24 protein-coding genes are annotated in these 21192 nt (G+C 64.8%); 23 read left to right on the plus strand and 1 reads right to left on the minus strand.

Annotated elements, in window-relative coordinates; all coding sequences use genetic code 11:
- The first annotated feature begins 90 nt into the window (after positions 1–90).
- The 15 genes from ACEN98_RS12435 to ACEN98_RS12505 all read left to right on the plus strand — a co-directional run bounded on the left by ACEN98_RS12435 (position 91) and on the right by ACEN98_RS12505 (position 12762).
- Positions 91–588, plus strand: a complete 498-nt coding sequence (locus ACEN98_RS12435) for a YceD family protein (RefSeq protein WP_413384718.1) — start codon at positions 91–93, stop codon at positions 586–588.
- 210 nt (positions 589–798) lie between these two features.
- The gene (rpmF, locus tag ACEN98_RS12440; protein WP_005666806.1) at positions 799–981 is read left to right on the plus strand and encodes a 50S ribosomal protein L32; all 183 of its coding nucleotides are present in this window, start codon (positions 799–801) and stop codon (positions 979–981) included.
- Positions 982–1157: 176 nt separating this feature from the next.
- A complete protein-coding gene (gene plsX / locus ACEN98_RS12445; RefSeq protein ID WP_413384720.1) occupies positions 1158–2198 on the plus strand; it encodes a phosphate acyltransferase PlsX in 1041 nt (346 codons plus the stop codon).
- Positions 2199–2200: 2 nt separating this feature from the next.
- Entirely contained in the window at positions 2201–3181 is a 981-nt protein-coding gene (locus tag ACEN98_RS12450; RefSeq protein ID WP_413384722.1) for a beta-ketoacyl-ACP synthase III, read from the plus strand.
- Positions 3182–3212: 31 nt separating this feature from the next.
- Positions 3213–4148 carry an ACP S-malonyltransferase gene (gene fabD / locus ACEN98_RS12455; protein WP_413384724.1) on the plus strand — a complete coding sequence of 312 codons (936 nt, stop codon included), beginning with the start codon at positions 3213–3215 and terminating at the stop codon, positions 4146–4148.
- Positions 4149–4187: 39 nt separating this feature from the next.
- A complete protein-coding gene (fabG, locus tag ACEN98_RS12460) occupies positions 4188–4925 on the plus strand; it encodes a 3-oxoacyl-ACP reductase FabG (protein WP_413384726.1) in 738 nt (245 codons plus the stop codon).
- A gap of 142 nt (positions 4926–5067) precedes the next feature.
- Positions 5068–5307: an acyl carrier protein gene (acpP, locus tag ACEN98_RS12465; protein ID WP_036168404.1), complete on the plus strand. Its 240-nt coding sequence runs from the start codon at positions 5068–5070 to the stop codon at positions 5305–5307.
- Positions 5308–5332: 25 nt separating this feature from the next.
- Positions 5333–6577: a beta-ketoacyl-ACP synthase II gene (gene fabF, locus ACEN98_RS12470; RefSeq protein WP_056137292.1), complete on the plus strand. Its 1245-nt coding sequence runs from the start codon at positions 5333–5335 to the stop codon at positions 6575–6577.
- Between the two features lie 96 nt (positions 6578–6673).
- Positions 6674–7174 carry a hypothetical protein gene (locus ACEN98_RS12475; protein ID WP_413384729.1) on the plus strand — a complete coding sequence of 167 codons (501 nt, stop codon included), beginning with the start codon at positions 6674–6676 and terminating at the stop codon, positions 7172–7174.
- Between the two features lie 60 nt (positions 7175–7234).
- Positions 7235–7837 (plus strand): RNA polymerase sigma factor RpoE, encoded by a 603-nt coding sequence (gene rpoE / locus ACEN98_RS12480; RefSeq protein WP_413346238.1) that lies wholly within the window; start codon positions 7235–7237, stop codon positions 7835–7837.
- Between the two features lie 37 nt (positions 7838–7874).
- Entirely contained in the window at positions 7875–8174 is a 300-nt protein-coding gene (locus ACEN98_RS12485) for a sigma-E factor negative regulatory protein (protein ID WP_413385981.1), read from the plus strand.
- A 137-nt stretch (positions 8175–8311) separates the two neighbouring features.
- Entirely contained in the window at positions 8312–9766 is a 1455-nt protein-coding gene (locus ACEN98_RS12490) for a DegQ family serine endoprotease (RefSeq protein ID WP_413384731.1), read from the plus strand.
- Positions 9763–10029 carry a glutaredoxin family protein gene (locus tag ACEN98_RS12495; protein ID WP_413384733.1) on the plus strand — a complete coding sequence of 89 codons (267 nt, stop codon included), beginning with the start codon at positions 9763–9765 and terminating at the stop codon, positions 10027–10029. Before ACEN98_RS12490 ends, ACEN98_RS12495 begins: the two co-directional genes overlap by 4 nt.
- 88 nt (positions 10030–10117) lie before the next feature.
- Complete coding sequence (locus ACEN98_RS12500; RefSeq protein ID WP_413384735.1) at positions 10118–11560, plus strand: pyridoxal phosphate-dependent decarboxylase family protein; 1443 nt, start codon at positions 10118–10120, stop codon at positions 11558–11560.
- On the plus strand, positions 11557–12762 hold the full coding sequence (locus ACEN98_RS12505) for an ATP-grasp domain-containing protein (protein WP_413384738.1): 1206 nt from the start codon (positions 11557–11559) through the stop codon (positions 12760–12762). Before ACEN98_RS12500 ends, ACEN98_RS12505 begins: the two co-directional genes overlap by 4 nt.
- 88 nt (positions 12763–12850) lie before the next feature.
- Here the strand turns inward: ACEN98_RS12505 and ACEN98_RS12510 are convergent, their stop codons facing one another.
- Positions 12851–13816 carry a hypothetical protein gene (locus ACEN98_RS12510; RefSeq protein ID WP_413384740.1) on the minus strand — a complete coding sequence of 322 codons (966 nt, stop codon included), beginning with the start codon at positions 13814–13816 and terminating at the stop codon, positions 12851–12853.
- A gap of 288 nt (positions 13817–14104) precedes the next feature.
- Between ACEN98_RS12510 and lepA the strand changes: the two genes are divergently transcribed.
- The 8 genes from lepA (at position 14105) to acpS (ending at position 21109) form a co-directional block, all read left to right on the plus strand.
- Positions 14105–15898: a translation elongation factor 4 gene (lepA, locus tag ACEN98_RS12515; RefSeq protein WP_413384743.1), complete on the plus strand. Its 1794-nt coding sequence runs from the start codon at positions 14105–14107 to the stop codon at positions 15896–15898.
- A 17-nt stretch (positions 15899–15915) separates the two neighbouring features.
- Positions 15916–16830: a signal peptidase I gene (lepB, locus tag ACEN98_RS12520; protein WP_413341150.1), complete on the plus strand. Its 915-nt coding sequence runs from the start codon at positions 15916–15918 to the stop codon at positions 16828–16830.
- A gap of 18 nt (positions 16831–16848) precedes the next feature.
- Positions 16849–17262 carry a DUF4845 domain-containing protein gene (locus ACEN98_RS12525; protein WP_413384745.1) on the plus strand — a complete coding sequence of 138 codons (414 nt, stop codon included), beginning with the start codon at positions 16849–16851 and terminating at the stop codon, positions 17260–17262.
- 62 nt (positions 17263–17324) lie between these two features.
- Positions 17325–18152: a ribonuclease III gene (gene rnc / locus ACEN98_RS12530; protein WP_413341153.1), complete on the plus strand. Its 828-nt coding sequence runs from the start codon at positions 17325–17327 to the stop codon at positions 18150–18152.
- Positions 18149–19072, plus strand: a complete 924-nt coding sequence (gene era, locus ACEN98_RS12535) for a GTPase Era (protein WP_413384747.1) — start codon at positions 18149–18151, stop codon at positions 19070–19072. Before rnc ends, era begins: the two co-directional genes overlap by 4 nt.
- Positions 19073–19095: 23 nt before the next feature.
- Positions 19096–19911, plus strand: coding sequence for a DNA repair protein RecO (gene recO, locus ACEN98_RS12540; protein WP_413384749.1), 816 nt, complete (start codon positions 19096–19098; stop codon positions 19909–19911).
- Positions 19912–19928: 17 nt separating this feature from the next.
- Positions 19929–20714, plus strand: coding sequence for a pyridoxine 5'-phosphate synthase (gene pdxJ, locus ACEN98_RS12545; protein WP_413384751.1), 786 nt, complete (start codon positions 19929–19931; stop codon positions 20712–20714).
- A complete protein-coding gene (gene acpS / locus ACEN98_RS12550; RefSeq protein ID WP_413384753.1) occupies positions 20714–21109 on the plus strand; it encodes a holo-ACP synthase in 396 nt (131 codons plus the stop codon). Before pdxJ ends, acpS begins: the two co-directional genes overlap by 1 nt.
- Positions 21110–21192 lie beyond the last annotated feature (83 nt).

Raw genomic sequence — 21192 nt, forward strand, 5'->3', positions numbered from 1 at the left:
AAACAGGAAGATAGTGCTTTGTGAGGAAGTCTTTGACTGCGCGGGCAGAAGCCTGCTATTATCGCAGGTTTTCCGGGGATGTTTTTCCAAATGAGCGCTTTTGTCATCGACGCCTTTGAATTTTGTCGGAACAACGGCCATCGTGAAGGCGTCACGCCGGTGGCGGAAATGAACCGCCTGGCGGCCGATTGCGCCGACAAGTCCGGCGAGATCGCATGGTCCATCGACGGCGGCCAGACCCGGCAAGGGTATCCGATGCTGACGTTGTCCGTCTCCGGTACCGTGCAACTGGTCTGCCAGCGCTGCCTGACCCCGTTCGGCTACGAGCTCGATTCGTCGACCGTGCTGGTGCTGGGCAAGGACGACCAGGAAGCGGACGAGATCGAGGAAATCCTCGACGATGAAAGTATCGACGTGATCGTCGGCAGCCATACCTGCGACATCCGCGATCTGCTGGAAGATGAAGCCCTGCTGGCCCTGCCGCAGGCACCGAAACACGAGGTGTGCCCCGATACCAGGCTGCTGGACGCGATCAAGTCCGAGAAGGTATCGCCGTTCGCGGCACTTAAAGGCCTCAAATCTGAATAAAAGAATTGCCGTGGGTGTTACGTACAGGTAGCATTCGCAGCGTCAAAACGTGTCAAACGCGTGCAGCTCGAGTATTGAGTCATCGTTGTAAGGCAGCGTTAAACATGTCGGCAATGGCAGCCCCAACGTTATTGCTGCTGGGATACTCGATGCGCATGTACTTGCAAGTCGAATGTGTTAGAATTTTAGAACTTAAGTTTAGGAGTCATCATGGCAGTTCAACAGAATAAGAAGTCCCCGTCGAAGCGCGGCATGCACCGTTCGCACGATTTCCTGACCGCCCCGAACCTGGCAGTCGAGCCGACCACCGGCGAAACGCACCTGCGTCACCACATCAGCCCGAACGGTTTCTACCGTGGCCGTAAAGTGCTCAAGACCAAGAACGACGAGTAATCGACGTCTTGCTGTTTTGTTCCATGAAAGCGGTGCAACGTATGTCGAATGCGTGGCGCCGCTTTTTCTTTTGCGGTAACTCCGTCATTTACCATCCCGCTGACTCGGCTCGCAGTGTACCCCGCCGAGACCACGCCGCCGCCGGCCGACCTTGAGCCCGCGGTTCATTCCGACAAATGACAATCAAAATTTCCATCGACTGCATGGGCGGCGACCACGGCCCCGCCGTGACCATCCCGGCAGCCCTCGCATTCCTCAAGCGCGAACCCGACGCCGAGCTGATCCTCGTCGGTCAGGAAGAGCTGGTCCGCGCTGAACTCAAGAAACATCATGCGGGCGACAACCCCCGCCTGACCGTCCGCCACGCCTCCGAAGTGGTCGCGATGGACGATCCCGTCGAAGTCGCCCTGCGCCGCAAGAAAGACTCGTCGATGCGCGTGGCGATCGAGCTCGTCAAGGACGGCAGCGCCGACGTCTGCGTCTCCGCCGGCAATACGGGCGCGCTGATGGCCATCTCGCGTTATGTCCTGAAGACCATGGCCGACGTCGACCGTCCGGCCATCTGCTCGATCCTGCCGAACCAGAAGGGCGGTCCGACGTACATGCTCGACCTGGGCGCCAACGTCGATTGCGAGCCCCATCACCTGCACCAGTTCGCCATCATGGGCGCCGTGCTGTTCGAAGCGATGGAACACCGCCGCCCGAGCATCGGCTTGCTGAACGTCGGCACGGAAGAGATCAAGGGCAATGAAGTGGTCAAGGCCACCGCACCCCTGCTGCGGGCCGACCATGAACGCGGCGTGCTGAATTTCCATGGCAACGTGGAAGGTAACGATATCTTCAAGGGCACCGTCGACGTCGTCGTGTGCGACGGGTTCGTCGGCAACGTGACCCTGAAGGCGATCGAGGGCCTGTCGCGTTTCGTCAAATCGGTGTTCCTCGAAACGACCATGTCGAAGATCGGCGCCCTGTTCGCGCGCAAATCGCTCAAGAAGCTGAACCCCGAAAGTTATAACGGTGCCGGCCTGCTGGGCCTGAAAGGCCTGGTCTTCAAGAGCCATGGCGGCGCCAATGCCTACGCCTACGAGTGGGCACTTCGACGCGCTTTTGACGCGGCGAAATATAATGTGCAAGCGCAACTCTCGACCTTGATCGCCGAAATGTTGCCGCAAGCTCCCAATCCGGAAGCGCCAGGCTCAACTATTCAGCAGGGTTAGCAATGACTTACAGCAAAATCATCGGTACCGGCAGCTACCTGCCCGCGCAGCGTGTCACCAACGACGACCTCGCGGCGCAGCTCGCCACCAAGGGGATCGAAACCTCGGACGAGTGGATCGTGTCCCGCAGCGGCATCTCCGCCCGCCACTACGCCGCGCCCGACGAAAACGCGTCGGACCTGGCCGTCAACGCGGCACGCAAGGCGCTCGAAGCGTCCGGCCTCGAAGCGGAGCAGATCGACCTGATCATCGTCGCCACGTCGACGCCGGATTATTTCGGCAGCTTCCCGAGCACGGCGTGCATCGTCCAGAACAAGCTGGGCATGCGCAACAACAGTGCCGCGTTCGACATGGGCGCCGTGTGCTCGGGCTTCGTCTACGCGATGGCGACGGCCGATGCCTTCATCAAGGCCGGCAACGCGAAGAACGTGCTCGTGATCGGCACGGAAGTGTTCTCGCGCATCCTCGACTTCGATGACCGCAGCACCTGCGTGCTGTTCGGCGACGGCGCCGGCGCCGTCGTGCTGGCCGCGTCCGGGGAGCCGGGCCTGCTGGCCGTCAAGCTGCATGCCGACGGCAGCCATGGCCACATCCTGTGCGGCCCCGCGAACCCGTCGAACCAGGCCGCGAACCAGAAATTCCTGTACATGGATGGCCCGGCCGTCTTCAAGCTGGCCGTCTCCGTGCTGGAAAAGGTCGCCAACGAAGCGCTGGCGCATGCGCAGATGCCGGCGGGCGACATCGACTGGCTGATCCCGCACCAGGCCAACCTGCGCATCATGGCGGGCACCGCGAAGAAACTCGGGCTCCCGACCGACAAGATGGTCGTGACCGTCAACGAACACGGCAACACGTCGGCCGCGTCGATCCCGCTGGCCCTCGATGTCGCGGTGCGCGACGGCCGCATCAAGCCGGGCCACAACGTCATGATGGAAGGCGTCGGTGGCGGCTTTACCTGGGGTGCCGTGCTGGCGCGCATGTAATAACAAGACAAAAACACGCTAAGAGGAATCGATGAGCAAATTCGCATTTCTGTTTACCGGCCAGGGCGCGCAAGCCGTCGGCATGCTGAACGGCTTCGCCGGGAACCCGATCGTCGCACAGACCGTCGCCGAGGCGTCGGAAGCGCTGGGCCAGGACCTCGGCAAGCTGATCGCCGAAGGTCCGAAGGAAGACCTGGACCTGACCACCAACACGCAGCCCGTGATGCTGACGGCCGCCGTCGCCGTCTATCGTGCGTGGATCGCCGCGGGCGGCCCCAGGCCGGCCGTCGTCGCCGGCCACAGCCTCGGCGAATACTCGGCACTCGTCGCCGCCGGCGTGATCGACTTCAAGGATGCCGTGCCGCTCGTGCGCTTCCGTGCGCAAGCCATGCAGGATGCGGTCCCGGTCGGGCAGGGTGGCATGGCCGTGATCCTCGGCCTGTCGGCCGACGACGTGCGTGCCGTGTGCGCGGAGGCTGGGCAGGGTGAAGTGGTGGAAGCCGTGAACTTCAACGAGCCGACGCAGATCGTGATCGCGGGCCACACGGCCGCCGTCGAGCGCGCGTGCGACATCGCCAAGGCCAAGGGCGCCAAGCGCGCCATGAAGCTGGCCGTGTCGGCGCCGTTCCACTCTTCGCTGCTGAAGCCGGCGTCGGACCGCCTGCGCGACTACATGGCCACCCTGAACTTTGCCGCCCCGCAGATCGACTTGATCAACAACGTCGACGTGGCTATCCTGAACGATCCCGCCGCGATCAAGGACGCGCTGGTGCGCCAGGCGGCCGGTCCCGTGCGCTGGGTCGAGACCATGCAGAAGATGGCGGCCGACGGCGTGACGCAAGTCATCGAATGCGCGCCGAGCAAGACCCTGATCGGCATGGCCAAGCGGATCGATCCGGTGCTGGTGGGCGAAGCCCTCGTCGACCAGGCATCGCTGGAGCGTGTGCTCGCCGCCGTCCAGGGCTGAGTGCCGCCGCATCCCCCCGTTAGAGAAAAAGAGGACTCAATGAACCTGCAAAACCAAGTCGCCCTCGTCACCGGCGCCTCGCGCGGCATCGGCAAGGCCATCGCACTCGAACTGGCCCGCCAGGGCGCCAAGGTCGTCGGCACCGCCACCACCGAAGCGGGCGCGGAAGCCATCGGCGCCTACCTCGCCGAGTTCGGCGGCAAGGGCGTCGTGCTGAACGTCACCGACGCCGCCCAGTGCGCCGCCGTCATCGACGACATCACGAAGAACGTCGGCCCGGTCGGCATCCTCGTCAACAATGCCGGCATCACCCAGGATCAACTGGCGATGCGCATGAAGGACGAAGAGTGGGACAACGTGATCGCCACCAACCTGACGGCCGTCGGCCGCCTGTCGCGCGCCGTGCTGCGCGGGATGATGAAGGCAAAGCAGGGGCGTATCATCAACATCACGTCCGTCGTGGGCGCGGCCGGCAACCCGGGCCAGATGAATTACGCGGCGGCGAAGGCCGGCGTGGCCGGCATGACCCGCGCGCTGGCGCGCGAGATCGGCAGCCGCAACATCACCGTCAACTGCGTGGCGCCGGGCTTCATCGACACCGACATGACCAAGGCATTGGGCGACGGCCAGCACGAAGCGCTGCTGACGCAGATCCCGCTGGGCCGCCTGGGCGCGCCGGAAGATATCGCGTACGCGGTCGCCTTCCTGGCGGGGCCGCAGGCCGCCTACATCACGGGCACGGAACTGCACGTGAACGGCGGCATGTACATGAACTGATGGGCATCCTTTAATTAGAGATCTCGGCAGTTCGCAGTAGTTTCGACCGTTTTAGCGTCAGACGCTGAAAATAGTTTTTCAACGCGCAAACCCTGATAAAATGCGCGCACTTTCCGCAACACATACCTAATGGAGCCATAACATGTCGGATATCGAACAACGCGTTAAAAAAATCGTCGCTGAGCAACTGGGCGTTGCCGAAGCAGACATCAAAATCGATTCCTCGTTCGTTGACGACCTCGGCGCTGACTCGCTGGACACCGTGGAACTGGTGATGGCCCTGGAAGACGAATTCGAAATGGAAATCCCGGACGAGCAGGCCGAGAAGATCACGACCGTTCGCCAGGCTATCGAGTACGCACAGGCTCACGTCAAGGCCTAAGCTTTCAGGATTTCAGGAGAAGCGCTTGAGTTCACGCAACCGTCGTGTCGTAGTGACCGGCCTGGGTTGCATCTCTCCGATCGGCAACACCATTGCCGACGCGTGGGAGGCAGCACTGGCGGGCAAGTCGGGTATTGCCAACATCACCAAGTTCGACGCAACGCCATTCTCGACCCGCTTCGCGGGCGAGGTGAAGAACTTTAACGTCGAGGATTACCTGCCGGGCAAGGAAGGCCGTCACATGGATACGTTCATCCATTTCGGCATGGCCGCCGGCATCCAGGCGTTACAGGATTCGGGCATTGTCGTCACCGACGACAATCGCGATCGTATCGGCGTGCTCGTGGGTTCCGGCATCGGCGGTCTGCCGATGATCGAAGACACGAAGGCGGAGTACGACAGCCGCGGCCCGCGCCGCATCTCGCCGTTCTTCGTCCCGGCGTCGATCATCAACATGATCTCGGGCGACCTGTCGATCAAGTTCGGCCTGCGTGGTCCGAATCTCGCCATCGTGACCGCCTGCACGACCGGACTGCACTGCATCGGCCAGGCAGCCCGCCTGATCGAGTACGGCGACGCCGACGTGATGATCGCCGGCGGTGCGGAATCGACCGTGTCGCCGCTGGGCCTGGGCGGTTTCGCCTCGGCACGCGCGCTGTCGTCGCGCAATGATGATCCGGCCACGGCCTCGCGCCCGTGGGACCGCGACCGCGACGGCTTCGTGCTGGGCGAGGGCGCGGGCGTGATGGTGCTCGAAGAGTATGAACACGCCAAGGCGCGCGGCGCGAAGATCTATGCGGAAGTCGTCGGCTTCGGCATGAGCGCGGACGCGAACCACATCACGGCACCGCTCGAGGATGGCAGCGGCGCATCGCGCTGCATGGTCGCCGCGATGCAGTACGCGGGCATCAACCCGGACCAGGTGCAGTACGTGAACGCGCACGGCACGTCGACCCCCGTGGGCGACGTGGCGGAAGTGAAGGGCATCAAGCGCACCTTCGGCGACCATGCGAACAAGCTGGTCGTCAACTCCACCAAGTCGATGACGGGCCACCTGCTGGGTGGCGCGGGCGGCCTGGAGTCGGTGTTCACCGTGCTCGCGATTCACAACCAGGTCTCGCCGCCGACGATCAACATCTTCAACCAGGATCCGGAATGCGACCTGGACTTCTGCGCCAACACGGCACGGGACATGAAGATCGATTACGCGGTGAAAAACTCCTTCGGTTTCGGCGGTACCAACGGTACGCTGGTCTTCGCCAAGATCTAACGATCGCGCAATAGCCGAACTTTCGGACGCCCATTCCTGTCCAAGGAATGGGCGTTTGTCATTTCTGGCCTCCTCAAATTCTAATTGGAAACACCCATGTCGATCGCGGTGTCCGTGCTCGTCAGGCCGTCGCGCATCCAGCGGTTCGTATGGGGTGGCTGCGGCCTGGCCCTTCTCGCGTCTGCGCTGGCCATCGGGCTGGCGGCGCCCGGGCAGGTCCGCCTCGCGCCTCTCGTCGCGGCGGCGCTGGCGGCCGCCGGCAGCGCCGTGCTGGGCGCGGCGGCCCTTCCTTCAAAGACGCACCGGATTGATATTTCTGGAACCGGCGACTTGCGCGTAACGGTACAACAGGACGTGGGCCTGCCGCCGGAGGGCAATGCGGTCCTGCTGCCCGGATCGGTCGTCTGGCCGATGCTGATGGTGTTGCGGTACGCCGCGCCGGGCACGGGACCACGCGTCCTGTACGTGTGGCGCGACAGCGTCGACGCCGCGGTGTGGCGCGCGCTGGCCGTCGCGCTGGCAGTGGTCGGCCGGCGCGGACATGCAGACGAAGGATGCGAAGACACGACGAACTCATTGCAGCGGACCAACTCTTAAGGAAACGTGCACACCGTTTCCGTCTAACAGGGACGCCGCCGCAGCCAACGGGGCATTGCAGTGACGACCGAACGCGAATGTGATCAACTGCTGGTTGAGCGCGTCCAGGCGGGCGATCGCGGAGCGTTCGACCTGCTGGTGGCGAAATACCAGCGTCGCCTGATGCGGCTCGTGTCGCGCCTCGTGCACGATCCGGCCGAGGCGGAAGACGTGGTGCAGGAAACCTTTATCAAGGCATTCCGTGCACTGCGCCATTTCCGCGGCGATTCCGCGTTTTATACATGGCTATATCGAATAGGAATTAATACGGCAAAGAATTTCCTGGTAACGCAAGGCAGGCGCGCGCCGACCTCGACGGAAGCCGATGCCGAACGTGCGGAAGGATTTGACGACGCAGATAGCTTGCGAGACATTAATACACCGGAGTCAATGTTGGCCAGCAAGCAGATCGCCTATACCGTGAATGCGGCCATGGAAGCCTTGCCGCTGGAATTGAGGACCGCGATCGTCCTGCGCGAAATAGAAGGTTTAAGCTACGAGGAAATCTCCGAAGTGATGGCGTGTCCAATCGGGACGGTGCGGAGCCGGATTTTCCGGGCGCGCGAAGTCATCGCCGAGAAATTGCGGCCCTTGCTGGATATCTCGGCGGACAAACGTCGGTAGGTAGCGATATGAAGACAAAGTTTTACGTACCGGCGTGATGGCTATGGACACGAACAAGAAAAACCGTGAACTCATCTCGGCGCTGAGCGATGGCGAGATCCCGGACGTCGACCGGGAACTGGCGCTCGCCGCCCTCGACACGCCGGAGGGCCGGCAGGCCTGGGCGCTCTTCCACCAGATCGGCGACGTCCTGCGCGCGGATCCCGCGACCGACCTGTCGCCCGGTTTCGCGGAACGCATGGCCGCCCGCCTCGAGGCCGAACCGCTGCCGGGCAAGCGCGCGGCCGTCGTCGCCGACGCCGCCGGCCAGGCGACCGTCGCCGCCGACCCCACCTGAGCCGCCCGGCTCGTCACGCCGCACCGCCTGATGCCTGCGCCAGCCGCGCGGTCCGTTCGCCACGGCGGTGCCAACGCGACAACAATGCACTTTTGTCTTACCATACGAACCATCCAAGCCCAGACCTTACCGAACCTATGACAAGCAAAACTGGAAGCGCGATCCTGTCCGCCCTCGTCTTTGCGGGCGCGAGTCTGATGTCCGTCCCGGCGGCCCATGCGGCCGCTCCCGTTGCCGCCCCGACCGTCACCGGCCTGCCCGATTTTGCCGACCTCGTCGACAAGGTCGGCCCGGCCGTCGTCAACATCCGCACCACCGAACGCGTCCGTCTCGACCAGGGCGGCCCGGACGAAGAGATGCAGGAATTCCTGCGCCGCTTCTTCGGCGGCCAGATGGTGCCGCGCGGTCGCCGCGGCGGGCCCGCGGAACAGCCGCAGGAAGAACGCGTGCAGCGGGGCGTCGGCTCCGGCTTCATCATTTCGGACGACGGGTATGTGCTGACCAATGCGCACGTCGTGGAAGGCGCGGACGAGGTCGTCGTGACCCTGACCGACCGCCGCGAATTCAAGGCCAAGGTGCTGGGCTCGGATGCCCGCAGCGACGTGGCCCTGCTGAAGGTGGACGCGCGCAACCTGCCGAACGTGCGCATCGGCGATTCCAGCAAGATCCGCGTGGGCGAGTGGGTGATCGCCATCGGTTCGCCGTTCAACCTGGAGAACACGGTGACCGCCGGCATCATCTCGGCCAAGGCGCGCGACACCGGCGAATACCTGCCGCTGATCCAGAGCGACGTGGCCGTCAACCCCGGCAACTCGGGCGGCCCGCTGATCAACATGCGCGGCGAGGTCATCGGCATCAACTCGCAGATCGCCACGCTGTCCGGCGCCTATAACGGCATCTCGTTCGCCGTGCCGATCGACGAGGTGATGCGCGTCTCCGAGCAGATTCGCAAGACGGGCAAGGTGACGCGCGGGCGCCTCGGCGTGCAGATCAGCGAGGTCACGACGGACGTCGCGGAATCGCTCGGGCTGGGGCGCGCGCGCGGCGCCGAGGTCGCGATGGTCGAGCCGGGCGGGCCGGCGGACAAGGCCGGCCTGAAAGTCGGCGACATCATCCTGAAATTCAACGGCAAGGACATCGAACGCAGCTCCGACCTGCCGCGCCTCGTGGGCGGCAGCGCCGTCGGCAGCCGCGCCACCGTCACCGTGTGGCGCCGCGGCAGCCAGATCGACCTGCCGGTGACCATCGTCGAACTGCAGGAAGAAAAATCGCCGACGGCCAAGGCGACGCCCAAGAAGCCGGCGCCGGACCAGGCGCCGAACGCGCTGGGCCTGCACGTGTCGGATCTCACGGCCGCCCAGAAGCGCGAGCTCAAGACGGAAGCGGGTGTGCTGGTCGAGTTCTCCGAAGGGCGCGCGGCGTCGGCCGGCATCCGCCAGGGCGACGTGATCCTGCAGATGAACAATGTCGAGATCACGGGCGCGGCCCAGTTCAACGGGCTCGTCGCCAAGCTCGACGCGAAGAAACCGGTCGCGCTGCTGGTGCGTAGGGACAATGTCTCGCGCTACCTCGTCATCCGGCCGCGCCAATGAGTCCACGTTTTACGCTGTACTCCAGGTCGTACTGCCACCTGTGCGAGGACATGCTCGCCGCGCTGCAGGCGTTCATGGCCCGCCAGGGGCGGGCGTACGCGGTGGACGTGGTCGACGTCGACGCCGACCCGGCCCTCGTCGCCCGCTACGACGAACTGGTGCCGGTGCTCGTTGCGGAGCCGGCCGGCACCGAGCTGTTCCACTACTTCCTCGACGAGGCTGCGCTGCGGCGTCACCTCGGCCTGGCAGAGGCGGCCGCGTAATCAAAAGGGCAATAGTCACAGCTTTTACAGCTTGTTCCACGGATCGAAAGCGAGCCGACCTGCGATAATCGGCTGCATCGATTCCTGAATGATGCATATGGCTGACGGCCCCGACGCTACGCTCGACCCCGCGGACTGGACGCAACTCCGCGCCCTCGGGCACCAGATCCTGGACGACATGTTCGACCACCTGGAGGATATTCGCGCGCGGCCCGTCTGGCAGCAGATGCCGGACGCCGCGCGCGCCAGCCTGCGTGCCCCGCTGCCGCGCGCGCCGGGCTCGCTGGCGGATGCGTACCGCAGCCTGCAGGACAACGTCATTCCCTACACCGTCGGCAACCCGCATCCCGGCTTCATGGGCTGGGTGCATGGCGCCGGCACGCCCGTGGGCATCGTCGCCGAGATGATCGCGGGGGCGCTGAACGCGAACGTCGGCGGCCGCAACCAGGCGCCCGTCGAGGTGGAGCGCCAGGTGTCGCAGTGGATGGCGGCGCTGTTCGGCTTCCCCGATACGGCCCGCGGCGTGTTCGTCACGGGCACGTCGATCGCCAACTTCATGGGCGTCGTCGTCGCGCGCACGCGGGCGCTCGGGCGCGACGTGCGCGCGCACGGGCTCGCGGCGCATGCGGACCTGCGCGCGTACGCGTCGGCCGAAGCGCACGGCTGCATCGCGAAGGCCATGGACATGGCCGGCTTCGGCACCGATGCGTTGCGCACCGTGCGCGTGGATGCCGCCGGCCGCATGGACGTACCGGATCTCGAAGCGCAGGTCGCTGCGGATCGCCGCAACGGGTTACGGCCATTCCTCGTCGTCGCCAGCGCCGGCACGGTGAACACGGGCGCCATCGATCCGCTCGCGGCACTCGCCGATGTCGCGCGCGCACAGGGCATGTGGCTGCATGTCGACGGCGCGTACGGGGCGCTGGGGATGCTGGCGCCGGACGTCGCGCCGCTTCTCGACGGCATCGCGCGCGCGGACTCGCTCGCCTTCGATTTTCACAAGTGGGGCCAGGTGCCGTACGATGCCGGCTATTTTCTCGCGCGCGACGGCGCGCACATGCTCGACGCTTTCGCCGCACCGGCCGCGTACCTGCAGCGCGCCAGCACCGGGCTCGCGGCGGGGACGGCGTGGCCGTGCGACCTGGGGCCCGATTTGTCGCGCGGCTTCCGTGCACTGAAGACGTGGCTGACGTTCCAGGTCTACGGCGCCGACGCCATCGGCCGCTCGATCTCGGCCACGTGCGCGCTGGCCCGCTACCTCGCCGGGCGCGTCGCGGCCGAGCCGTCACTGGAACTGGCGGCGCCCGTCGCGTTGAACATCGTCTGCTTCCGCTATGTCTGCGCGGATCCCGAACGTGTCAATCGCGAGATCGTGCTCGCACTGTACGACGAAGGCCGCGTGGCGCCATCCGCGACGACGCTCGAAGGCCGCTACGCGATCCGCGCGGCGATCGTCAACCACCGCACGGGCCGTGCCGACATCGACGCGCTCGTCGAAGCCGTGTTGCGCGCCGGCCGCCGCCTGTCATGATCACGCCCACCATCCTCGACGCCGCCGCCACGCCCTACGCCCCGCTGATCGGCGCCGCGGCCCTGATGCGCTGCGCCTTTTATCGGGCCGACCTGCGTCCGGTCGGCGAACGCCTGCTGGCGCGTGCCCAGGCGCATCCCGACGATGCGAACGCGTGGCTGGATGCCAGCTTCGTCCTGCAATTGCTGGGCCAGCGCGCGGCGGGCCTGGACGTGCAACACCACGCGCTGGCCATCCGGTCGCTGTACGCGCTGCCGGCCCCGGCCAGGACGCCGGCCTTGAACCTGCTCGTGCTGATGGGGCCCGGCGACTTCATGGCCAACACGCCCGTCGAATTCCTGCTGCAGACCTCGAGCATCGCCGCGACCGTGCAATACGTGACGCCCGACCTGCCGCTGCCGGAGGAGGTGCCCGACCACGACGCGCTGTTCGTGGCGATCGCGCAATCGGACGCCAACGCGGCGCTGCTGCGCGACGTGGCGCGGATGCTCGACGGCTGGCCGCGTCCCGTCATCAACCGGCCGGAGCGGATCGCGCACCTGTCGCGCGACGGCGTCTGCGCGGCGCTCGATGGCGTGTCCGGGACACTGGTGCCGCGGACGGTGCGCCTGGATCGTGCGGCAGCAATGCAACTAACCGACGGTGCGTTCCCGCTGATCGTGCGGCCAGTGGATTCGCACGCGGGCACGGACCTGCAAAAGGTGGACGACGGCACCGCGCTGCGCGACTATCTCGGCGGGCATGCTGCGGGCGAGTTCTATCTGGCGCCGTTCGTCGATTATTCCGGTCCGGACGGCCAGTTCCGCAAATACCGCATCGTGCTCATCGACGGCAAGCCATTCATCTGCCACCTGGCGATCTCGTCGCACTGGATGGTGCATTACCTGAACGCGGGCATGGACGATAGCGCGGCCAAGCGGGCGGAGGAGGCGGCCGGGATGGCTGCGTTCGACGACGGGTTCGCGCGCCGTCACGCGGCGGCGCTGGCCGGGATCGATGCGCGCATCGGCTTGCCTTGGCTGGGCATCGATTGCGCGGAGACGCGCGATGGCCGGTTGCTCATCTTCGAAGTGGACAACGCGATGGTCGTGCACGCGATGGACGATCCGGGCAGGTATCCGTACAAGCGGCCGGTGATGGAGCGGGTGTTCGGGGCGTTCGAAAAGATGCTGCATCGGGTTACAAGCGCAGCATCAAATTAGCCGTCATCCCCGCGCAGGCGGGGACCCAAGTATTACGCGTTGCGGCAGATCCAGATTGGGCCCCCGCCTTCGCGGGGGCGACGGCTTTTCATGCAGCGACAAACTGTTTTTCATCGTTGGCGACGATCGCCGTCTCGCCGAGTAATTCCCGCATGAACACCCGCTTCGCGTCGCTGCGCGGACTCGCCCAGAAACTCTCGAGCGTAGCCTGCGGCACCCCGTCGTAATCGACGCGCAACTCGTACGGCCGCCCCAGCAGTTCGCTGTGCACGTAGCTCGCAAAGCATTCCGCGAAATCGTCGTACGGATTCGTCGCGCCGTACAGGCTGGGAAAATCGCTGCCTTCCAGGCCGGCATACGCGGTCACGATGGTGTCGCTGTGCAATTTGTTCGTGCCGTAGAAATCGACGGCGCCGCGCAGGCCGAAATCGGAGCCGCTCCACGGCACGAAGCGCCCGGCGGCGTTCGCATGCCAGCTCAGGTCGAGGAAGGGAAAGAACGCGGCCGGCACCGGTTCCCACCAGCGCGGCAGGAACGATCCGCCCGCCGTCACGACGTGGCCGAATTCGTGCAGCAGCAGGAATTGCAGGGCGTGCGCGCGGGTGTCGTCGTGCGGGGCGGCGATCGTCGCGGCGAGCGCAAAGCCGGGGCCGCCGAACGGCAGGTTTTCCTTCCACGTGGCCCAGGAATTGGCCGTATGCGTTTCGAGCAGATCCATGTCGAGCAGCACGACGCAGCCGAGGATGCGGCCGTCGACGGCATCCGCGACGATGTCCGTGATGCCCGACGACCCGAGGCCGCGGCCCGTGCACACGCCCAGCAGCAGCGGGCCCACGAGGTCGCGCACGGCGGCCGGCATGCCCGCCAGCGCGGCGCGCAGGTCGGCCTGCAGGGCGGCGTCCGGCACGCACGGGGCGGGCACGGCGTCCAGTCCGGTCGCCATGTTCACCTGGTGCACGATGTCGCGCACTTCATCGGGCAGGGGCAGGATGCGTTGCCCGATGGGCAAGGAAAGCTGCGTGCGCCATTGCTGCGGTTCGGACGTGTAGATCATGGTGGCAAAAAAGAAGGGCCGTAAGGTGCCGATGTGCCATTAACGGCGCGCCAATGGCCAACTTGAATCGTGGTCCTCCCCGGAAACCGGGCTTTCTGCCTCGAAATCCGGTAAAATGGGCAGCTTGCGGGTCAAGCCGCGGCCTTCATGAGCCGCGATTCGCCCGATAAGGCGCTCGCCCGGGGAACTTCCCGTCCCCCAGACGCGGCGCTTTTTTCGTATTGCGCCGGCAGGAGCCAAGCCTGTCGGCCTGGCCGCGTGCCGCTCTTTTTGGTTTTGAGTTTGTTAATGAAAAACATACGTAACTTTTCCATCATCGCCCACATCGATCACGGTAAATCGACGCTGGCGGACCGCATCATCCAGCTGTGCGGCGGCCTGTCGGAACGTGAAATGGACGAGCAGGTGCTCGACTCGATGGACCTGGAGCGCGAGCGCGGCATCACCATCAAGGCCCAGACCGCGGCGCTGCATTACAAGGCACGCGATGGCCAGATCTATAACCTGAACCTGATCGACACCCCGGGCCACGTCGACTTCAGCTATGAAGTGTCGCGCTCGCTGTCCGCCTGCGAAGGCGCGCTTCTCGTCGTCGACGCGTCGCAGGGCGTGGAGGCGCAGACCGTCGCCAACTGCTACACGGCGCTGGACCTCGGTGTGGAAGTGGTGCCCATCCTGAACAAGATCGACCTGCCGCACGCCGATCCGGACCGCGCGAAGCAGGAAATCGAGGACGTCATCGGCCTCGACGCCACCGACGCCACCACCTGCTCCGCGAAGACGGGCCTGGGCGTGGAAGACGTGCTGGAAACGCTGATCGCGAAAGTGCCGCCGCCGGAAGGCGATCCGGACGCGCCGCTGCAGGCGCTGATCGTCGACTCGTGGTACGACAGCTATGTCGGCGTCGTGATGCTCGTGCGCGTGAAGAACGGCACGTTGCGTCCGAAGGACAAGATTCTCCTGATGGCGACGGGCTCGCAGCAGCTGGTCGAGCAGGTCGGGGTGTTCTCGCCGCGCTCCGTGCAGTTGCCGGAGCTGAAGGCCGGCCAGGTGGGCTTCATCATCGCCGGCATCAAGGAACTGAAGGCCGCGAAGGTGGGCGATACCGTCACCCTGGCGTCGCGCCCGGCCCTGGCGCCGCTGCCCGGCTTCAAGGAGGTGCAGCCGCAGGTGTTCGCCGGTTTGTTCCCGGTGGAAGCGAACCAGTACGACGCGCTGCGCGACTCGCTGGAAAAGCTGAAGCTGAACGACGCCGCGCTGCAGTACGAGCCGGAAGTGTCGCAGGCGCTGGGCTTCGGCTTCCGCTGCGGCTTCCTGGGCCTGCTGCACATGGACGTCATCCAGGAACGCCTGGAGCGCGAATTCGACCAGGACCTGATTACGACGGCTCCGACCGTCGTGTACGAAGTCGTGATGCGCGACGGTTCGATGATCAAGGTCGACAACCCGTCCAAGATGCCGGAAGTGTCGAAGATCGACGAAGTGCGCGAGCCGATCGTCACCGTCAACCTGTACATGCCGCAGGAATACGTCGGCGCCGTCATCACGCTGTGCACCGGCAAGCGCGGCGTGCAGATGGACATGAGCTACCACGGCCGCCAGGTGAAACTGGTGTACGAGATCCCGATGGCCGAGATCGTGCTGGACTTCTTCGACCGCCTGAAATCCACGTCGCGCGGCTATGCGTCCATGGACTACGAGTTCAAGGAATACCGCGCGTCGGACGTCGTGAAGGTCGACATGCTGATCAACGGCGACAAGGTCGACGCGCTCGCCATCATCGTGCACCGCGCCAACGCCGCCTACCGCGGCCGCCAGGTGGCCGCGAAGATGCGCGAACTGATCCCGCGCCAGATGTTCGACGTGGCGATCCAGGCCGCGATCGGCGCGACGATCATCTCGCGCGAAAACGTCAAGGCGCTGCGCAAGAACGTGCTGGCGAAGTGCTACGGCGGCGACGTCAGCCGCAAGAAGAAGCTGCTTGAGAAACAAAAGGCCGGCAAGAAACGCATGAAGCAGGTGGGCTCGGTGGAGATCCCGCAAGAGGCTTTCCTTGCCATCCTCCAAGTGGAAGAAAAATAAGGGAAGAATCAGAAACGATGAATCTGCAACCGATCCTCGGCAATTTTGCCTTGATTTTGTTCGTCGCCATGGTGATCACGGGCGTCATCTGGTGCCTCGACGTGTTCGTCCTCGCGAAGCAGCGCCGCGCGAAGGCGGACGCGGCCCTGGCCGAGTACGACGCGCGCCACGCCAAGCTGACGGCCGACGGCATCAAGCTGGACAACGGCAACCGCGCGGCGCTGGAGGCATCGATCCTGCGCCAGCCGACGTGGGTCGAGTATTCCGGCAGCTTCTTCCCTGTGATCGCGCTCGTGTTCGTGCTGCGTTCCTTCCTGTTCGAGCCATTCAAGATCCCGTCGTCGTCGATGGTGCCGACCTTGCTCGTGGGCGACCTGATCCTCGTGAACAAGTTCGACTACGGCATCCGCCTCCCGGTGATCAACAAGAAGATTATAGAGGTGGGCAATCCGCAGCGGGGCGACGTCATGGTGTTCAAATACCCCAAGGATCCGAGCCAGGACTACATCAAGCGCGTGATCGGCATACCGGGTGATAAAATCACTTACGAGAACAAGCGCCTGACCGTGAACGGCCAGCCGGTCGAGTACGTGCCGATGGACGATTACCTGGACGACGAGCGCCCGGTCTACCACAAGCAATTCCTGGAAAAGCTGACGAACGCGCCGCACCGCATCCTGAACATGGACGGTGCCCGCACCTACAACCAGAGCGCCGTGGAGGAGTTCCCCCATCACGAAAATTGCACCTATTCCTACGATCAATTTACCTGTATCGTACCGGAGGGCAATTATTTCATGATGGGCGATAACCGCGACAACAGCGCAGACAGCCGCTACTGGGGCTTCGTGCCGGACCAGAACATCGTCGGCAAGGCTGTGTTTGTTTGGATGAACTTCAGCAACCTGAAGCGCATCGGCGGTATTCACTAAGCCGACGCGGAGGGTGTGATGAAAGGTGGCAAGCGGTATCGGATCGGTGCGGAAAGCGGTGTCTCGCTGTCGGGCCTGATCGTCGTGTTGATCGTGCTGGGCGCGCTGGCGCTGGTGGCGATCAAGGTGACGCCGGCTTTCCTGGAATACCGGGCCGTCAAGGATTCGATCGCCAAGGCGAAGGCCGAGGCCGGGTCCGGCACCGTGCGCGAGATCCGGCAGGCGTTCGACAAGAATGCCGGCGTCAACGACGTGTCGGCCATCCAGGGCCGCGACCTCGTGATCACGCGCGATGGCGGCACGACCGAGATCAGCTTCGCTTACGAGAAGCAGGTGCCGCTGACGGACAGCATCAACCTGACGTTCAAGTTCGACGGTACCACCGACCCCAGCGGCAACAATGCCGCCAAGGCCGACAAGGCCGACAAGTAATACGCCGGGAGGGCGCGCGATGGGATCGGCGCGCGGCGCCGGCCCATTAGATTGGTAAGACAATGAATCTTCAGTTATTGCAAACTCGCCTAGGCTATACGTTCCGGGACGCCGGCCTGCTGCAACAGGCGCTGACCCACCGTAGCCACAGCAGTCTGCATAACGAGCGCCTGGAATTCCTCGGCGACTCGATCCTGAACTGCGTCGTCGCCTCCATCCTGTACGAACGATTCAACAACCTGGCCGAAGGCGATTTGTCGCGCCTGCGCGCCAACCTCGTCAAGCAGCAATCGCTGTTCGAGATCGCCCAGAAGCTGGAACTGTCGCAATTCCTGCGCCTGGGCGAGGGCGAGTTGAAATCCGGCGGGTTCCGCCGGCCGTCGATCCTCGCCGACACCCTGGAAGCGCTGCTCGGCGCCATCTTCCTCGACAGCGGCTTCGATGCGGCGCGCGACGCGATCCGCTCGTTTTATATTCCGCTGCTCGATTCCGTCGACCCGCGTACGCTCGGCAAGGATGCCAAGACCCTGTTGCAGGAGTTCTTGCAGAGCAAAAAGATCTCGCTGCCCACGTACAACGTCGTCGCCACGCACGGCGCCGCGCACAGCCAGGAGTTCGAGATCGAGTGCCTCGTGCCCAAGCTGGGCATCCAGGTCTTTGGCCGCGGCGGCAGCCGCCGCGCCGGCGAGCAGGCCGCGGCGCGCCTCGCGCTGGAAACGGCCGAGCAACTGCTGCAAAAAAGTCCGTCCACGGCGCGCAAGTCGCGGCCCCGGTCGGCCCAGCTGAAGCTGGCGGGCATCGCCACCGACCAGACCGAGCTGGCGGTGCAGGCCGAGGAGCCGCAGTCGCAGCAGAAACAAACCCACAAGTCAGGAAACACCCCAGCATGAACATCGAGACCACCACCGAGACCAACGACACTGCACCGGAAGGCTTCCGCTGCGGCTACATCGCCATCGTCGGCCGTCCGAACGTGGGCAAGTCGACGTTGATGAACGTGCTGATCGGTGCCAAGGTGTCGATCACGTCGCGCAAGGCGCAGACGACGCGCCACCGCATCACGGGCATCCAGACCCGCGACGACGCCCAGTTCATCTACGTCGACACGCCCGGCTTCCAGACCCGCCACGCGAACGCGCTGAACAAGACACTGAACAAGACCGTGTCGAACACGCTGACGGCATCCGACGTGATCCTGTTCCTCGTCGAGGCCGGCACGTTCGGCCCGGCCGACCAGTTGGTCGCGGACCTGCTGCCGAAGAACGTGCCCGTCATCCTCGTCATCAACAAGTCCGACCGCATGAAGGACAAGGCCGAGCTGATGCCGTTCGCCGCGAAGGTCGCCGGCCTGCGCGATTTCACCGCGGTCGTGCCCGTGTCCGCGAAGCTACGCTTCCAGGTCGATGCGCTCGAAGGCGAGATCAAGCGCCACCTGCCGGAAAATCCGCCGATCTTCGGCCCGGACGACATCACCGACCGCAGCGAGAAATTCCTCGCGGCCGAGATCGTGCGCGAAAAAGTGTTCCGCCTGCTGGGCGACGAGCTGCCGTACACGAGCACCGTCCTCATCGAACAATTCCAGCAAGAAGGCAATTTGCGCCGCGTCTTCGCCGCGATCCTCGTCGAGCGCGACACGCACAAGTCCATGATCATCGGGAACAAGGGCGCGCGCCTGAAAGAGATTTCCACGCAATCCCGCCTCGACATGGAAAAGCTGTTCGGCGGCCCGGTGTACCTGGAAATCTGGGTCAAGGTGAAGTCCGGCTGGGCCGACAACGAAGCGGGCCTGCGCGCTTACGGTTACGAGTAACAAGCCGGGGCGGGAGCGTACGCATGCCGAGCCGCGACGACGAACTCATCGACAACGATAGCGACGCCCAGGCCCCGGCGGCGGCCGGCGCCAGGCGCCGCACGCCCGCGCGCGAAGGCCGCGTGGTCGGCCAGCGGATTGCCGGCCAACCCGCCTTCGTGCTGCACAGCTATCCGTACAAGGAGACGAGCCTCATCGTTGACCTCTTCACGCGCGATCACGGCCGGATCGGCGTCGTCGCGAAGGGCGCGAAGCGACCGCATTCGAAACTACGGGGCGTGCTGCAGACCTTTCAACCGCTGTCCGTGTCCTTCTCGGGCAAGTCCGAACTGCGCACGCTGATCGACGCCGAATGGGTCGGCGGCATGCTGCCGATCGAGAAGACCGCGCTGCTGTGCGGCTTCTATCTCAATGAATTGCTGGTGAAGCTGCTGGCGCGCGACGATGCGCATCCGGCCCTGTTCAACCACTACGTCGCGACACTCAATGAACTGGCGCACGGCGAACCGGCGCCGATCGCCTTGCGAAAATTCGAACGGGCCTTACTTAAGGAGACCGGGGTCGCCGCCGACCTGACGCGCTGCACGACGACGCGCGCCCCGGTCGAGCCGGACGGCCTGTACGTCGTCGACCCGGAACGCGGCGCACGCACGGCGCAGGCCGTGGAGTCGTGGCCGGTGGTGTCCGGCAAGACGCTCGTCGACATGGAACGCGAGGATTACGCCGACCCGCAGACGAAGGCGCAAAGCAAGCAGCTGATGCGCTTCCTGCTGGCCTATCACCTGGGAGGCGCGCCGCTGAACACGCGCCAGATTTTGATCGACCTGATGCAGCTTTAAGAACAAAGACTACCACCATGAGCTTCCTGCAACCCGCCGGCCAGGTGATCGACCTGGGCGTGAACATCGACCACATCGCCACCGTCCGCAACGCGCGCGGCACCGTCTATCCCGACCCGCTGCGCGCCGCGCTGATCGCCGAGCAGGCGGGCGCCGACCTGATCACCCTGCACCTGCGCGAAGACCGCCGCCACATCAAGGACGCCGACGTCCTCGCCATCCGCCCGCAACTCGCGACGCGCATGAACCTGGAGGCGGCCGTCACGCAGGAGATGATCGACTTCGCGTGCAAAGTGAAACCGCAGGACGTGTGCCTCGTGCCGGAGCGCCGCGAAGAAGTGACGACGGAAGGCGGCCTGGACGTCATCCGCTACCAGAAGGAAGTCGAAGCCGCGATCCGGCAACTGAAAGGCGAGGGCATCCGCGTGTCGCTGTTCATCGACGCCGACGAGCAGCAGATCGCCGCCGCGGCCGCCGTCGGCGCGCCCGTCATCGAGCTGCACACGGGGCGCTACGCCGAGGCCGGGAACGCCGAAGAGCATGCGCGCGAGCTGGAACGCGTCAAGGCGGGCGTGCGCGCCGGCGTGAAGCACGGCCTGCGCGTCAATGCGGGCCATGGCCTGCATTACACGAACGTGCAGCCGATCGCCGCGATCCGCGAGATCCACGAACTGAACATCGGCCACGCAATCGTCGCGCACGCGCTGTTCGCGGGCTTCGAAAACGCCGTGCGCGAGATGAAGGCGATCATGGTCGCGGCGCGCCTGGGCGTCTCTTACGCCTCGTCCAAAGCGGGCCAGTGATGATCTACGGGATCGGCACGGACATTGTCCAGATCTCGCGCGTCGAGGCGGCCCTCAAGCGCAGCGGCGAACGCTTCGCCGAAAAGATCCTCGGTCCCGAGGAACTTGTCAAATACCACGCCCGCCGCGCCAAGAACGAGGTGCGGGGGCTGCGCTTCCTGGCCACCCGGTTCTCGGCCAAGGAGGCGTTCTCGAAAGCGATCGGCCTAGGCATGCGCATGCCCATGACCTGGCGCTCGGCCCAGATGCTCAACGCCCCGAGCGGCAAGCCGATGATCGTATGCAGCGGGGCGCTCGATGAATTCATGCGGACGCACCGGCTCACGGCCCAGGTGACGATCAGCGACGAAGCCGATTACGGCGTCGCGTTCGTCATCGTCACCCAGGCACCGTAGTTGTTGTTGTCCGCTGCCTGGGTGTAGCGGAAGTGACAGACGAAGTCGTAGTAAGTACGGGACTAAAGGCGCGCCGGCGCAAG

This window comes from Massilia sp. CT11-137 (assembly GCF_047302885.1).
GTDB lineage: Bacteria > Pseudomonadota > Gammaproteobacteria > Burkholderiales > Burkholderiaceae_D > Telluria > Telluria orientalis.